Source organism: Achromobacter sp. (genome assembly GCF_050285585.1).
In the GTDB taxonomy this organism is placed as follows: Bacteria; Pseudomonadota; Gammaproteobacteria; order Burkholderiales; family Burkholderiaceae_B; genus Achromobacter.
Map to the genome: position 1 here is coordinate 14,292 of NZ_JBLZXF010000024.1, position 14,782 is coordinate 29,073.

General features: G+C 68.6%; 15 protein-coding genes. 9 read left to right on the forward strand and 6 right to left on the reverse strand.

Annotated elements, in window-relative coordinates; genetic code table 11:
* Nucleotides 1-13 precede the first annotated feature (13 nt).
* The 3 genes from ACN6PJ_RS23555 (at nucleotide 14) to ACN6PJ_RS23565 (ending at nucleotide 2,251) form a co-directional block, all read left to right on the forward strand.
* Nucleotides 14-1,009: a formylglycine-generating enzyme family protein gene (locus ACN6PJ_RS23555; protein ID WP_427998212.1), complete on the forward strand. Its 996-nt coding sequence runs from the start codon at nucleotides 14-16 to the stop codon at nucleotides 1,007-1,009.
* A gap of 62 nt (nucleotides 1,010-1,071) precedes the next feature.
* A complete protein-coding gene (locus tag ACN6PJ_RS23560; protein WP_427998213.1) occupies nucleotides 1,072-1,458 on the forward strand; it encodes a VOC family protein in 387 nt (128 codons plus the stop codon).
* 46 nt (nucleotides 1,459-1,504) lie between these two features.
* On the forward strand, nucleotides 1,505-2,251 hold the full coding sequence (locus ACN6PJ_RS23565; RefSeq protein ID WP_427998214.1) for an SDR family oxidoreductase: 747 nt from the start codon (nucleotides 1,505-1,507) through the stop codon (nucleotides 2,249-2,251).
* Between the two features lie 12 nt (nucleotides 2,252-2,263).
* On the opposite strand, the gene ACN6PJ_RS23570 is transcribed toward ACN6PJ_RS23565, so the two are convergent.
* Complete coding sequence (locus ACN6PJ_RS23570) at nucleotides 2,264-2,782, reverse strand: MgtC/SapB family protein (protein WP_427998215.1); 519 nt, start codon at nucleotides 2,780-2,782, stop codon at nucleotides 2,264-2,266.
* Nucleotides 2,783-2,932: 150 nt separating this feature from the next.
* On the opposite strand from ACN6PJ_RS23570, the gene ACN6PJ_RS23575 reads away from it, so the two are divergent.
* The gene (locus tag ACN6PJ_RS23575; protein ID WP_427998216.1) at nucleotides 2,933-3,715 is read left to right on the forward strand and encodes an SDR family oxidoreductase; all 783 of its coding nucleotides are present in this window, start codon (nucleotides 2,933-2,935) and stop codon (nucleotides 3,713-3,715) included.
* Between the two features lie 66 nt (nucleotides 3,716-3,781).
* On the opposite strand, the gene ACN6PJ_RS23580 is transcribed toward ACN6PJ_RS23575, so the two are convergent.
* Nucleotides 3,782-4,474: an HAD family hydrolase gene (locus ACN6PJ_RS23580; protein WP_427998217.1), complete on the reverse strand. Its 693-nt coding sequence runs from the start codon at nucleotides 4,472-4,474 to the stop codon at nucleotides 3,782-3,784.
* Between the two features lie 81 nt (nucleotides 4,475-4,555).
* Nucleotides 4,556-5,539 carry a Bug family tripartite tricarboxylate transporter substrate binding protein gene (locus ACN6PJ_RS23585; protein WP_427998218.1) on the reverse strand — a complete coding sequence of 328 codons (984 nt, stop codon included), beginning with the start codon at nucleotides 5,537-5,539 and terminating at the stop codon, nucleotides 4,556-4,558.
* An 87-nt stretch (nucleotides 5,540-5,626) separates the two neighbouring features.
* Here ACN6PJ_RS23585 and acnA point away from each other — a divergent pair, with 87 nt between their 5' ends.
* From acnA to ACN6PJ_RS23600, 3 genes are read left to right on the forward strand one after another with little or no spacing between them, the layout of a single operon-like run.
* Nucleotides 5,627-8,260, forward strand: coding sequence for an aconitate hydratase AcnA (acnA, locus tag ACN6PJ_RS23590; RefSeq protein WP_427998219.1), 2,634 nt, complete (start codon nucleotides 5,627-5,629; stop codon nucleotides 8,258-8,260).
* Nucleotides 8,257-9,150: an FCD domain-containing protein gene (locus tag ACN6PJ_RS23595; RefSeq protein ID WP_427998220.1), complete on the forward strand. Its 894-nt coding sequence runs from the start codon at nucleotides 8,257-8,259 to the stop codon at nucleotides 9,148-9,150. Before acnA ends, ACN6PJ_RS23595 begins: the two co-directional genes overlap by 4 nt.
* Before the next feature lie 56 nt (nucleotides 9,151-9,206).
* Nucleotides 9,207-10,265, forward strand: coding sequence for a lactonase family protein (locus tag ACN6PJ_RS23600; RefSeq protein WP_427998221.1), 1,059 nt, complete (start codon nucleotides 9,207-9,209; stop codon nucleotides 10,263-10,265).
* On the opposite strand, the gene ACN6PJ_RS23605 is transcribed toward ACN6PJ_RS23600, so the two are convergent.
* Together ACN6PJ_RS23605 and ACN6PJ_RS23610 are read right to left on the reverse strand one after the other, a co-directional pair.
* Nucleotides 10,262-10,504, reverse strand: a complete 243-nt coding sequence (locus tag ACN6PJ_RS23605; RefSeq protein WP_427998222.1) for a hypothetical protein — start codon at nucleotides 10,502-10,504, stop codon at nucleotides 10,262-10,264. The genes ACN6PJ_RS23600 and ACN6PJ_RS23605 overlap by 4 nt on opposite strands.
* A 271-nt stretch (nucleotides 10,505-10,775) precedes the next feature.
* Entirely contained in the window at nucleotides 10,776-11,636 is an 861-nt protein-coding gene (locus ACN6PJ_RS23610) for a prohibitin family protein (RefSeq protein ID WP_427998280.1), read from the reverse strand.
* A gap of 396 nt (nucleotides 11,637-12,032) precedes the next feature.
* On the opposite strand from ACN6PJ_RS23610, the gene ACN6PJ_RS23615 reads away from it, so the two are divergent.
* Both ACN6PJ_RS23615 and ACN6PJ_RS23620 read left to right on the forward strand, forming a co-directional pair.
* Nucleotides 12,033-13,094, forward strand: a complete 1,062-nt coding sequence (locus ACN6PJ_RS23615; protein WP_427998223.1) for a M4 family metallopeptidase — start codon at nucleotides 12,033-12,035, stop codon at nucleotides 13,092-13,094.
* A complete protein-coding gene (locus ACN6PJ_RS23620; protein ID WP_427998224.1) occupies nucleotides 13,091-13,420 on the forward strand; it encodes a protealysin inhibitor emfourin in 330 nt (109 codons plus the stop codon). The genes ACN6PJ_RS23615 and ACN6PJ_RS23620 overlap by 4 nt, the downstream gene beginning before the upstream one ends.
* Nucleotides 13,421-13,441: 21 nt before the next feature.
* Here ACN6PJ_RS23620 and ACN6PJ_RS23625 read toward each other — a convergent pair whose 3' ends face one another.
* Nucleotides 13,442-14,680, reverse strand: coding sequence for an MFS transporter (locus ACN6PJ_RS23625; protein ID WP_427998225.1), 1,239 nt, complete (start codon nucleotides 14,678-14,680; stop codon nucleotides 13,442-13,444).
* Nucleotides 14,681-14,782 lie beyond the last annotated feature (102 nt).

A 14,782-nucleotide genomic window follows, 5' to 3' on the forward strand; every position in this document is an offset into this window, starting at 1 on the left:
GCCCCGGAGCCCCATGCGTACAAGATCCGTCCTGACCTTGCTGTGCACCCTGATCGCGGCGCCCGCCTGGTCCGCCGAGACGCCCGCGCCCCTGATCGAGAACTCGCTGGGCATGGTTTTCCTGCGCATACCCGCCGGCGCCTTCCAGATGGGCAGCGACGAAACGCCCGAGTCGCTGGCGCGCGCCTATCCCCAATATCCCCCGGAACGCTACGCCCAGCTGGCCGACGAGGCGCCCGTCCATACGGTGCGCATCACGCGCCCCTTCTACCTGGCGCGCACGGAAGCCACCGTGGAGCAGTTCCGCCGTTTCATCGAAGCGTCCGGCTACGTTCCCGAATCCGAGGCCGACGGCACGGGAGGCTATGGCTACAACCCGCAATACGATCCCGACAAGTCCGAACGCGGCGACGCCTTCGAGGGACGCGACCGCCGCTATTCCTGGCGCAATCCCGGTTTCGCGCAGGGCGACGATCATCCTGTCGTGAACATCAGCTGGAACGACGCCACGGCGCTGGCCCGCTGGCTGACCTTGCGGGAAGGCAAGGTCTACCGCCTGCCCACCGAGGCCGAATGGGAGTATGCGTGCCGCGCCGGCGCGCGCACCCGCTACCAGAACGGCGACGACCCCGCCGCCATGCCCGACATCGGCAACGGCTTCGATGCGCAGGCCGGGCCGTTCTGGCCCAAATGGGCGGCGTTTGCCTCGCCTCGAAGCGACGGCCATGCCTTCACCGCCCCGGTCGCCAGCTATGCGCCCAACGCCTTCGGCCTGTACGACATGCATGGCAACGCGTGGGAGTGGGTATCGGACTGGTACGGCGAGGACTACTACGCGCACTCGCCCGCGGACGACCCGCAGGGCCCGGCGAACGGCAATGTGCGCGTCCGGCGGGGAGGCTCGTGGCATACCTGGGCGCTCTATACGCGCGCCTCGTTCCGCAACTGGAATACGCAGGAAACCCGCTACCCCCTGGTGGGGCTGCGCCTGCTGCGGGAAGCGGATTGACGGAAAGCGGCCCCGGTACGGGTTAGCATAGCCGCACGCTCAACCTCAAAGAGAATCCTGACATGCATTCGCTGGGCCGTCTCGTCCTGCTCGTGAACGATTACGACACCGCCATCGCCTTCTACCGCGACAAGCTGGAGATGGAGGTCTACGCGGATCTGCCCGTGGGCCAGCAACGCTATGTGCATCTGCGGCTGCCGGAACAGCCTTCGATGGGTGTATGGCTGCTGCAGGCGCTGACCCAGGCCCAGCGCGACCGCGTCGGCGACCAGACCGGCGGCCAGCCGGTGGGCGTGTTCTATACCGACGACGTCGTGCGCGACCATGCCCGCTTCGCCGCGCGGGGCGTGCGCTTTACCAGGGAACCCGTCCACGAGGCCGCCGCCGTCTACGCCCACTTCATCGATCTGTACGGCAACGAATTCATGCTGGTCCAGATGAAGCAGTAGGCCGGAACCGGACGCCGCCCCCCAGGATTACGACCAGGAGAAAACCATGTCCAAAGTCATGCTCGTCACCGGCGGCAGCCGCGGCATCGGGGCCGCCATCGCCAGGCTTGCCGCCCGGCGCGGCTACGCGGTGGGCGTCAACTACCACGCGCGGCCGGATGCGGCCCAGGCGGTCGTGGAAGAGATCCGCAGCAATGGCGGCCGCGCTATCGCCCTGCAGGCCGACATCTCGCAGGAAGCCCAGGTGGTGCGCATGTTCCGCATGCTGGACGAAGAGCTGGGACGCATCGACGCCCTGGTGAACAACGCGGGGATCCTGGAAAGGCAGATGCGCGTGGACAGCATGAGCGCCGAACGCCTGCAACGGATCCTCTCCACCAATGTCGTGGGCGCGTTCCTGTGCGCCCGCGAAGCCGTGCTCCGGATGTCCACCCGCCACGGAGGCCAGGGCGGCGCCATCGTCAACGTGTCCTCGGCCGCCGCCCGCCTCGGCTCGCCCAACGAATACGTGGACTACGCCGCGTCCAAGGGCGCGATGGACACGATGACCGTCGGCCTGTCCAAGGAAGTGGCGCCGGAAGGCATACGCGTCAATGGCGTGCGCCCGGGCACCATCTACACCGACATGCATGCAAGCGGCGGCGAGCCGGGCCGCGTGGACCGTCTGAAAGGCGCGATCCCGCTGCGCCGCGGCGGCACGGTGGAAGAAGTCGCGGGCGCCGTGATGTGGCTGTTCTCCGACGAAGCCGGCTACACCAGCGGCTCCTTCATCGAAGTCTCCGGCGGCAGCTGACCGCCGAGGACGCTACTCGGAACCGGCCGAGATCACCCGGTTCTGCTCTTTGGACGAGATGCGCGCCTCGACGCGCCGCAGCACGGCCAGCACGAACAGGGCCATCAGGGTGCTGACGACGGCGGTCGCTTCACGCCCCATGCCCGCCGCGACGCCGATGGCGGCCGTCATCCAGATGCTGGCCGAGGTCGTCAAGCCATGGATCTCGCGCTCTTCTCCGAGCTTGATGATGGCTCCCGCGCCCAGGAAGCCGATGCCGGCGATCACGCCTTGGAGCACGCGGCTGAGGTCGCCGACCTCCATGCCGCCCTGCAGCGGCACCAGCACGAAAATCGCCGCCCCCAAGGCCACCAGCATGTGGGTGCGCAGGCCCGCCGCCTTGCCGCTGCGCTCGCGCTCGTAGCCGAGCAGGCCGCCCAGCACTACCGCCATGCCCAGCCGCAGCACGATGCGGGTCGCCTCCCCCGCATCGGGGATATCGGCAAATTCGCTCTGCACGGTGGACCAGATTTCCAGCCAGACATCCGACATCGCCGCCTCCCGGGAGGACATGATGGAAGCAGCATAGCAGGGCGCGCGCGATCCGCCATGCCTTGCTTGCGCTGGCCTATCCGGGCGCAACTGGTTTACAACCTTCTAGTATCCCGCGGTGTCGCGGGCCTCAATCGACCGGAGGGTTTCATGGATTTGCAGCTTGGCGGTAAACGCGTGCTCATTACGGGCGCATCCAAGGGCATCGGCCTGGCCTGCGCCGTCGCATTCGCCCGCGAAGGCGCCGAGCCCGTCCTGGTGGCGCGCGACGACGCGGCCCTGCATGCCGCATCTCAGGCCATCAGCTCGCAGACCGGCAGGCAGGCCCGCGTGCACACGCTGGACCTGGCGCAGCCCGGGGCGGCGGAACGCCTGGGCAAGGAAGCGGGCGACATCGACATCCTGGTGAACAACGCCGGCGCGGTGCCGGGCGGCGCGCTGGACCAAGTCCAGGACGAACGCTGGCGCGCCGGCTGGGAACTGAAGGTGCACGGCTACATCGCGCTTGCGCGCCATTACTACCCTCGCATGCGCGAGGCCGGCGCGGGCGTGATCGCCAACATCATCGGCATGGCGGGGTCGGCGCCGCGCGCGGACTACATCTGCGGCGCGGCGGCCAACGCCTCGCTCATTGCCTTTACCCGCGCGCTGGGAGGAGAGGCGCCGCGCCACGGCGTGCGCGTCTTCGGCGTCAACCCCTCGCGCACGCGCACCGACCGCGTGCTGACGCTTGCGCGGCAACGCGCGCAGGCGCGCTGGGGAGATGAAGGCCGCTGGCAGGAAACGCTGTCGGATCTGCCCTTCGGCCGCCTGATGGAACCCGAGGAAGTGGCCGACATGATTGTTTTCGGCGCTTCGCCGCGCGCGGGCTATCTGAGCGGAACGGTGATCGATCTGGACGGCGGCGAGCAGTACGCGAACCACGCTCGCTGACGGGCCGGCGCCGCCCCGCTCTCGCGGCAGCGCGGCTTGCACGCCGCGCGAGCGTCAGCCGGACGCTCAGGCGCCCGCCCCCCGCCAGCCGGCCAATACGGCAGGCAGCTGCCTCATGTCGGTGAACACGTGCGCCACGCCCACGCCGCGCAAGGCTTCGGCGCCGCTGTGTCCATTGGCGTCGGGGCTGTAGCCGAACACCGTGGCGCCCGCGGCCACGCCCGCGGTCGCGCCGGTCACGGTGTCCTCCACGATGGCGCAGCGCCGCGGGTCCACGCCCAGCGCCTCGGCGGCCGCCAGGTATACGTCCGGATAGGGCTTGCTGCGCGGCATTTCGTGGCCGCTGAAGACGCGCCCGTCGAAACACTCGGCGATGCCCACCTTGGCCAGTTGCAGTTCCACCTTGCGGCGGTCGGCGCCCGAGGCCACGGCGATGCGCCCGCCCAGCGCCCCGTGCAAGGCGCGCACCGCGTCCGGCGCGCCGGGGATTTCCAGCAGATCTCGGTCCAGCGCAACGTTGCGACGCTGGCGGAACTGGGCGAACCAATCCTGGCCAAGCGAGGCGCCGGTGCGGGCCTCGATCAGCGGCAATTCATCCTTGACGGCCTTTCCGGTAAAAATGCGCATCGTTTCTTCGTACGCGATGTCCCAGCCCAGCTCATTGAGCATCTGCGTCAGCACGCGGCTGGTGATGGGTTCGGAATCGACCAGGACGCCGTCGCAGTCGAACAGCACGGCGTCAAAGGGAAAATCAGTCATTGCGGCAAGCCAGGGGAAGATCGGTGTAGCGGGTAAGCATACTTCAAGCCTCCCGGAACCCTCCCCCGGCAAGGGCGGCGCTCAGTTTTCCGCCGTGATGCGGCCATCGGCCACGACCTTGGCGAACACCGCGGTCTGCTCCTTGATGAAATCGCGGAACTCCTGCTGGCTCATCGGCTGCACCTCTCCCCCGAGGTCGCGCAGGCTCGCCACCAGTTTTTCATCCTGCAGGGCGCGGCCGATCGCGGCTGCCAGCTTCTGCTGCACGTCCGCCGGCGTGGCCGCGGGGACGAACACGCCGAACCAGTTCTCCAGCGCGTAGTCCTTGAGCGGCGCGTACTCCGCCACGGCGGGGATGTCCGGCGCGAACGAGGCCCGCTTGGCGGACGTGACGGCCAAGGGCTTGACCTTGCCGCTCTTGATGAAAGGCAGGGCGCCAGCCAGGCTGACGAACGTCAGGTCCACGCTGCCGGAGGCCACGTCCACCAGTTGCGCCGAAGCCCCCTTGTACGGCACGTGCACCATCTTGATCCCGGCCAGGGACTGCAGGAGCTCGCCGTTCAGGTGCTGCGGGTTGCCCACGCCGCTGGTCGCGTAGGTCAGGCGGTCGGGATTGGCGCGGCCGTATGCGACCAGCTGTTCCACGCTTGCGACCGGCAGCTTCGGATTGGCGACCAGCACATTGGGCACGCGCGCGATCAGCGCGATCGGAGCGAGGTCCTTGTCCGGCTGGTACTGCATCTTGCTCTTGAAAACCAGCGGATTGATCGCGGTCTCGCCTGCCGATCCCAGCAACAGGGTCGTGCCGTCCGGCGCGGAACGCACCACCGTCTGCGCGCCCAGCATGCCGCTGGCGCCCGGCTTGTTTTCGACCACGATGCCCTGGGGCATTTCGCTGCGCAGCCGCTCGGCCAGCAGCCTGCCCATCCCATCGACCCCGCCGCCGGCGGCAAAGGGCACGATCAGGGTTACGGGCCGGCCTGCTGCCGGTTCGGCCGCGTGCAGCGGGGCAGCCGAGGCGAAAGCCAGGGCCGCCGCGGCGGCCAGGGTACGGATTGCATGCATGGTCTGTCTCCATTGCGGCCGGTTGGAATGTCGGCCGGTTTTTTACTTAATTGCATTTTATAGATTCAATATGCAAAAATGGCAGCTATGGAAAACACCAATGCCGCAGCGCGCCACGCCAGCTTCACGCTGGACGGCACGCGATACTCCTATCTGGATCTGCCCGCCATGTACGGCGAGGCCTATTTCCGCCTGCCGGTCGTGCTGCGGCTGCTGCTGGAGAATGCGCTGCGCAACATGCGGGACGCGGAGCGAGACGCGGCGGTGGCCGCCCTGTTCGGCTGGCTGGAGCACGGCACGAGCGAGGCCGAGATCGCTTTCCAGCCCGGCCGGGTGCTGATGCACGACACCACCAGCACGCCCGCGCTGGTCGACATCGCGGCGATGCGCGACGCCCTGGCCGAGGCCGGCGCCGATCCCGGCGCCCTGAACCCGGTGCTGCCCGTCGACGTGTCGGTCGACCATTCGCTGGCGGTGGAGGCCTATGCGCGGGCGGACGCGGCGGCGCTGAACCTGGACCTGGAACTGCGCCGCAACGCGGAGCGCTACCGATTCCTGCGCTGGGCTTCCAAGGCCCTGTCCAACGTGCGCATCCATCCGCCGGGCACCGGCATCATGCACACCATCAACCTGGAACAGCTGGCCACCGTGGTCTGCCGCAAGAATGGCCCCGACGGCGTCGCGCTGCACCCCGACATGATGATCGGCACGGACAGCCACACCCCCATGGTCAACGGTCTCGGCGTGCTGGGCTGGGGCGTGGGCGGGCTGGAGGCGCAGACGGTCATGTTCGGCATGCCCACCCTGCTGCGCATTCCCGACGTCATCGGCGTGCGCCTGACGGGCGCGCTGGCGGCCGGCGTCACCGCGACCGACCTTGCGCTGACCGTCACCCAACGCCTGCGCGCCATCGGCGTGTCCGGCGAGTTCGTGGAGTTCTTCGGGCCCGGCGTCGGCGCGCTGCCGGCGGGCGCCCGCTGCGTAGTGGCCAATATGGCGCCCGAGTACGGCGCCACGACCGGCTACTTTCCCATCGACGGCGAAACGCGGGCCTACCTGCGCCAGACGGGCAGGCCCGAGTCGCACGCCGCGCTGGTGCAGGCCTACGCGGAGCGTGCCGGCATCGCATACGACCCCAACGCCGAGCCTCGCTACACGCGCGTCATCGACATCGCGCTGGACCGCGTGGGCATGCACGTGGCCGGGCCGAAGCGGCCGCAGGACCTGCATCCCTACACCGGCACGAAGTCCATCCTGCAAGGGCTGGGTTTCACTCCACGGACGGCCGTGGGCGGCCTGCCCCGCCACGCCATCGCCATAGCCGCCATCACCAGTTGCACCAACACCTCGGACCCGCGCCTGCTGACGGCGGCGGGCCTGGTGGCGCGCAGGGCCCGGCTGGCCGGGCTGCGCGTGCCCGCGTGGGTCAAGACCTCGCTCGGCCCGGGCTCTCCCGCCGCCGCGCGGTACCTGAAGCGCGCCGGCCTGCTCGATGACCTGGCCGCCGTGGGCTTCGACATCGTGGGCTACGGATGCACCACCTGCATCGGCAACTCCGGTCCCCTGCCCGCGGCGGTGCGCGAGGCCATGGCCGCCGGGGCGGTCCACCCGGTTGCAGTGCTCTCCGGCAATCGCAATTTCACGGGCCGCATCCACCCCGACCTGGACCTGGGTTTTCTCATGTCGCCGCCGCTGGTCATCGCCTTCGCGCTGGCCGGCGACGCCGAGCGCGATCTCGGGCGGGAGCCCGTCCAGACCGCGCCGGATGGCCGCGCCGTCCATCTGAAGGATCTCTGGCCCGACGAGGCGGAGATCGACGCGGCGCTGGCCGCCGGCCAGGAGCCCGAGGACTACCGCGGCGCCTTCGCGGTCGCCAGCGCCAATCCCGCCTGGCAGGCGCTGCAATCGCCGGACACCGCCCGCTTTCCCTGGGACCCCGCTTCCACCGCGCTGCGGCGCCCGCCCTTCGCCTCGCTTGACGAAGCCGGCCAGCTGGGCCGCTACACGGCCCGCCCACTGCTGGTGCTGGGCGACGACGTGACCACCGACCATCTGTCTCCCGCCAGCGCCATCCCGCCGGACAGCCTGATCGCGGACTTTCTCGTCGAGCGCGGCGACAAGCGCGACGACCTGAACGTCTTCGCGTCGCGCCGCGGCAACTGGCAGGTCATGATGCGGGCGGCGTTCTACAGCAAGAGCCTGGTCAACCTGCTCTGCCCCTCGGCGCCCGTGGGCCATACGCGGCATGCGCCCAGCGGCAGAATAGAACCCATCTGGGAAGCCGCGGCCCGCTATGCGCGGGAAAGACAGGCGGTAGTGCTGGTGGCGGGCGAACGCTTCGGCACCGGCTCCTCGCGCGACTGGGCGGCCAAGGGCCAGCGCCTGCTGGGCATACGCGCGGTGCTGGCGGTCAGCTTCGAACGCATCCATCGCTCCAACCTGATCGGCATGGGCATCCTGCCCCTGCGCCTGCCGCAGGGCGTCACGCCCGCGACCCTGCGGATCGGTCCGGACGACCGGATCGAGATCGACGCCGCGGCCACGGCGATGGCTCCGCGCGCTCCCATATCCGTGCGCATCCTGCGCGCCGGCGGCAAGACGGAAGCGCTGACCGCCGTCGCGGCCGTCGAAACCGGGTTGGAAGTCCGATTGTTGCGGATGGGCGGCGTCATTCCCGCTATTCTTTCGGACACGATCAATCCGGCCCCACCCCATCCATGAGCGCGCAAACCAACACCGTCAACAAGATCCTGGAGCTGATCAAGGAAGAACGCCTGTCCGAGGGCGCGCACCTCACGGCGCAGAAGCTCGCGGACCGGCTGCGGCTGTCGCGCTCTCCGGTCAATGACGCGCTGGGCATCCTCGAACAGCATGGCGTCGTGACCCGCAAGCCCAACCGCGGCTATTTCCTCAGCCAGGATTTCGACGCGCTGGCGCGGGCGCATGCCGGGCTCGCGCCGCCTTCCGTGGACGATATCGTCACGCGCAGCTATTTCAAGCTGGCCGACGACCTGCTGCGCGGCGACCTGCCCATGCAGTGCAGCGAGGCGCAGCTGCGCGCGCGCTACGCGCTGACCAATGCGCAAACGCAGGCCCTGCTGACGCGCATTTCGCAGGAGGGCTGGGCGGATCGCCGGCCCGGCTACGGCTGGGAATTCTCGTCCATGATGACGACCCCGGACAGCCTGCTGCAGTCCTACCGCCTGCGTCTCGCGCTCGAGCCCGCGGCGCTGCTCGAACCCACGTTCCGCATCGACAAGACCGTGCTGGCGCGCTGCCGCGCCGCGGAGAAGCACCTGCTGGACGGCGGCATAGCCACCGACACGGCCGACCAGCTGCACGAGCGCGGCGTGCGCTTCCACGAATCCCTGGTGGAGGCGTCCGGCAATCCCTTCTTCATCGACACGATCAAGCGCGTGAACCGCGTGCGCCGCCTGCTTTCCTACCGCTCCATGCAGGATCGCAGCCGCTACAAGCAGCACTGCGACCAGCACCTGGCCATCCTCGACCTGCTCGAACGCGAACGCAACGAAGAAGCCGCCGCGGCCCTCGCCGGCCACCTGCGCAGCACGCTGGACAACCTGGCCCGCATCCGCGGCATCCTGACCTAGGCCGGGCGCCGCGCGCCGGGCCGATTCCATCCCGATCATCCGGAGAAACTCGCGCCATGCACGTTTACATCGGTTCCCGCACCACGCGCGAACGCAACGCCCGCGGCGACGGCATCAGCGTGTTCGACTACGCGCCCGATACCGGCACGCTTACCCTGACGCAGGTCCTGGGCGGCCTGGTCAATCCGTCCTACCTTTTGCCGCATCCCTCCCTGCCGGTGCTCTACACCGTGCACGGAGACGGCCATGAAGTCAGCGCGCTGCGCCGCGACACCCGCGACGGATCGCTCGCCCCCTGGCACAGGCAGGCCTGCGAGGGGCGCAATCCGGTGCACTTGGCGCTGGCTCCCTCGGGCCGCTGCCTGATCGTATCGAACCACCTGACCGGCGCGCTGGCCGTGCTGCCCGTGGCCGCGGATGGCGCGCTGGGCCCCGTGTCGCAAACGCTGCGGCTGGACGGCGAACCCGGGCCGCACCGCAAGGAGCAGCCTTTCGCCAAGCCGCACTACAACCTGGTCGACCCGTCCGGCCGCTATGTGGTGGTGCCCGACAAGGGACTGGACCGCGTGTTCGTCTTCGCGCTGGACGCGCACGGCATCGGCGCCGCGCCCGTTTGCGCGGCGGCCGCGCGCGAAGGCGCCGGCCCGCGCCACGCCGTCTTCCATCCCGGCGGCCAATGGCTCTATGTCGTCAACGAACTGGACAACACCGTGACCGGCTACGTGCTGGAGGCAGGCGCGCTGCGGCCCTTCCAGGTGCTGCCCACGCTGCCCGATACCTGCACCGGAAACAGCCGGGCGGCCGGCATCATGATGGGCGCGCACGGCCGCTGCCTGTATGCGTCCAACCGGGGCGACGACAGCATCGCCATGTTCGAGGTGGATCCGGACAGCGGCAGGCTGACGCCGCGCCAGCACGCGCCGACCGGCGGCAGGACGCCGCGCTTCTTCAGCCTGTCTCCCGATGGCCGCTTCCTGTTCGCCCTGAACGAAGACAGCGACACGGTCGTGCGCTTCCGAGTCGATCCGCGAAACGGCGAACTGGCCGAGGACGGCTACGTTCTGCGGGTCGGCAGCCCGGTGTGCATGGTTTTCGCGAAAAACGTCCTGACCTAGTAATCCATCGGCACGTGGCACTGAGCGGCCCTGAGTTCTTCCAGATGCCGCTCGGCCTCCTGTCTTTCGGCCGCCGGCGACAAGGCGCGCCAGCTCACCATGTTGCCCGTCGCCTTCAGCGGCATCCAGCCCAGCACGCTGTAGAGCGTGATCGCGGTGCACCCCGTGTCGAACCGCGTTTCGTAATAACCGTGACGGTCCGGCGGGGTATCGCCGGGCGTCCATTCCATTTGAGACATCCAGGTCTCCTTCTTGCTGAAGCTTATGCGCAAGCGCGCGGATCCTTCGGGATCTACCGGCGATCGTATCGTTGGCTGCGCTTGCTTGTGATGCCAAGATGCGCCTGCTTTGCAATTCTTGACAGAGGGATATCCCTTAGGGCCCGTTCACGCTACAGCAAACAGGCCCCGGGACAGGACAGCCACGGGAGAACCCCGTGGCAGGATGTGGCGAAAATCGTACGGAACGGCGAGCGCCGTCCGTGGAAGTCGAGGCGCCGGCGCGCCTGAATTACTTGATGCCGATGAAGGGCAAGGCCGCGCCCGGGACCTGCGTCGCGGGCAGCACGCCGTCCCACTTTTCCACCGCGTTCAGGCTCACCAGGTTGGTGTTGGCGGCCAGGGCCTCCGCCTTGGCGCGGATCGCGGCCGCCTCGGCCTCGCCGCGCATGCGGATGCCATCGGCTTCGGCCGTGAATTGCTGGCGGCGCGCATCGGCTTCCGCCTTGGCCTTGACCACCTGGATCTCGGCGTTGATCGTCGCCGTTTCCTTTTGCTGGCGGGTCGTCTCGATCTGCACCTGGGCCAGCATGCGTTGCTCGATGGAGTGTTCGTAGGCCTGCGAGAAACCCACCTCCTCGATCTGCACGCCCACCACCTGGACGGGCGCGCCCTCCATCGTCTTGCGCACGGATTCGTTCACGTCCAGGCCCAGCTTCTGGCGTTCCTGGATCGCGCGCACCGCGGTGTATTGGCCAAATACATTCTTCACCGAATCGGGCGTCTTGCGCTCCAGCACGCGCATCTGCAGGTTGCTGATGGTGCCGTACTCCGAATACAGCTCGGCCACGTGCTCGGGCGGAACGCGATAGGTCACGGAGACCCGCAGCGAGGCCGGCTGCTGGTCATAGCTGTACGCCTCCAGTTTTTCGAACACGAACGTATGGTCGCGCACGGACACCATCATGACGCTGTCGATGAACGGGGTCTTGAAGTCCAGGCCGGGTTCGGACACGCGCACCAGCTTGCCGTTGCGCAGCACCACGCCGCGCTCGCCCTGGTCCACCTGGAACCACGAGCCGAAGGCCAGGAAGAGGATCAGCACGAACAGTACCGCCGCGATGACCGCGACCTTGATGCTGCGCGGCTTCACCGCGCCTATCGATTTGACCACCTGCATATCTGTCGGCTTCACTTGTAATCCCTTTCTGATTTTGAGCGTTTACGATCCGAGAGCACGGCGGCAATGCCCCGCGCCAGCAAGTAAGCGACCACGGCCGCTCCCACCAAGATCAGGAAATACCTCATCGTGCGTCCCCCCCGGAAAAGAAGCAGGGGATTCTATCGCGAGTCCGCAAGCTTCGAATTGTGACGATTGTTGCGCCGCCAGGGCCGGCCGGCTCCGCCCCGCTGACGGAGCCGGCGAGCCGGCAAAGTTCCTAGCATCAGGCCGCAACCTGTTACGTCCGTCCGGCCGGCCCATCTGCTACCGTGGATATGGCCCCAACGCGCCGCGGCCCAGGCCCGGCGCCCACGACGGAGATCGCGCATGCCACGTCCTTCCGAGTCCGCGCCCCTGATCGGTGTGATCCCTCCCTACATGCTGGACCGCCTGGCGCAGCACGCCGACGCCCGGGTCAGCATGCCGGCGGTAAAAACGCAGATCATCGACCAGCAACAGCGCGGGTTACGCGAAATGGCGGTCCAGCCGCCCCGCGTGAAGCCGGCCCCATCCCGGAACGCGGGGCCCGCCGGCACGCCGCAGCGGGCGGTGCACGATGCCGGCAACACCACCACCCTGCCGGGCAAGCTGGTTCGCGCCGAAGGCCGCCCCGCCAGCGGCGACGCGGCGGTAGACGAAGCCTATGAACACCTGGGCGCGACCTACAAGCTGTTCTGGGACATCTACAAGCGGCATTCCATCGATGGCCAGGGCCTGCCGCTGATCGGCACCGTGCACTATGGCGAAGACTACGACAACGCGTTCTGGAACGGCGCGCAGATGGTGTTCGGCGATGGCGACGGCGAAATATTCAACCGCTTCACCGTGGCGCCCGACGTCATCGGCCACGAACTCACGCATGGCGTCATCGACGCCGAAGCCGCCCTGCTGTACCAGGGGCAGTCGGGCGCGCTGAACGAATCCTTGTGCGATGTCTTCGGCTCCCTGGTCAAGCAATACGCCCTGGGGCAGGATGCCCGGCAGGCCGATTGGCTGATCGGCGTAGGGCTGTTCAGGCCCAAGGTGCAGGCCCGCGCGCTGCGCTCCATGGCGGAACCGGGCAGCGCCTATGACGATCCCGTCCTGGGCAAGGACCCGCAGCCCGCCCACATGGACAACTACGTGGACACGTCCGACGACAACGGCGGCGTGCACATCAATTCCGGCATCCCCAACCGTGCCTTCTACCTGGCCGCCACCGCATTGGAAGGCCCCGCGTGGGCCGTCGCCGGCCGCGTCTGGTACGACGCGCTGTGCGACGAGCGGCTGCGCCACGATGCCGACTTCGCGCAATTCGCGGCGCTGACGCTGGAAGCCGCGCAACACCAGGGCGCCGCCGTGCGCGGCGCCATCGCGAAAGCGTGGCAAACCGTCGGAGTCCGGACATGATCCAACTGCCGCCCCTCGATCTCGCCCTGCTCGTGCGCCTGACCCGCGAAGGCGGCCTGGCCTATCTGCCCGGGCTGTCGCAACCGCGCAGCATAGACCTGGCCACCTGCCCCCCCGACCTGCGCCAGGAGGTCTGCGAGGCGCTGGAGCACGCGGCGCCCGCCGCCGTCGCGCGCAACGCGGCCGCCGGCGGCGACCAGCGCTACTTTCACGTGGAGGTGGTGTACAAGGGCGACGAAATATCCGACATCAGCTTCGACGTGCCGGAAACCGCGGCTCCCGCGAATCTGGTGCGCCTGTGGAAGGATGAGGCGCGGCAGGAATAGGAAAGCGCCGCCGCGCCGCTCTCAGCGCGGCGCCGGCGCCACGGGGGCAGGCGCGCTGCCCCGGTATTGCCCGATCTGGATGGCCCGGCCCGCATACAGGCCGGCCACCGCCATCGCCACGCACAGCGCCGCGCACACGCCCAGCGCCACATCCCATCCGCCCAAGGCATCATGCAGCGCGCCCATCAGCGCCGGCCCGCTGGCGGCGAACAGGTAGCCCACGCATTGCGCCATGCCCGACAGCGCCGCCGCCTGCTGCGCATGGCTGGCGCGCAGCCCCACGAACGCGAGGCCGAGGATGATGCCACCGCCGGTTCCCAGGCCCAGCAGCACGATCCACAAGGTGGCCCAGCCGGGCGCGGCGATCAGGCCCAGCATTGCCACGAACGAGGCCGCGGCCGAGCAGAACGCGGCGGCGCGCTGGTCCTTCATGCGCCTGACCACGGGCGCCAGGAACAGCGCCGGGCCGGCGGACATGAGTTGCAGCAAGCCATGCAGCGTGCCGGCACGCTCGGCGGTATAGCCCGCGCCGCGCAGGATGGCGGGCAGCCAGCTCACTCCCACGTAGAACACGAAGGAATTGATGCCCAGGAACAGGGTCACCTGCCAGGCCAGGGGCGAACGCCACAGGCGGCCGCCATGCGGCGCATGCGCCGTGGAAGCCGCGGGCGCCGTGTGGTTGGCAAGTTGCGGCAGCCACAGCAGGAGGCCGACGACGGGAATCAGCAGCAGGCAGCCCGTCGAGAAGCGCCAGGTCGCGTCGGACAGCCCGGCCAGCGGAATGGCGATGGCCGAAGCCAGGCCCGCCGCCAGGCTCATCGTCAGCACGTAGGCCGAGGTCAGGCCCGCCAGGCGCTGCGGGAAATCGCGCTTCAAGAGACTGGGCAAGAGGACGTTGCCGATCGCGATGCCCGAGCCGATGACCGCCGTGCCCAGGTACAGGCTCCAGGCCGATCCCAGCGTGCGCACCAGGATGCCGCCCGCGATCAGCAACAAGGCCGCGAACAGCGTGCGCTCCAGGCCATGACGACGCGCCAGGCCCGCCGCGAACAGCGACACCACCGCGAAGGCCAGCAGCGGCAGGGTGATCAGCATGCCTGCCGCGGTGGAATTCAAGGCAAGCTGCTCGCGGATCATGCCTATCAGCGGCGGCACGCCCGTGACCGGCGCGCGCAGGGCGGTGGCGATGCAGAGTATGCCCGCGATCAGCAGCAAGGGATTGCCGGCGGGACGTTTGGCGGAAACGGAAAGAGAGGTCATGCGCGTGGAGCCCCTCGGGCCCCGTGTGAGAGTGGACAGGCCCTAGCTTAAGTACAAGCGCCTTTACCGAATTTCGAGACAATGACAGACTATCCCTAAATC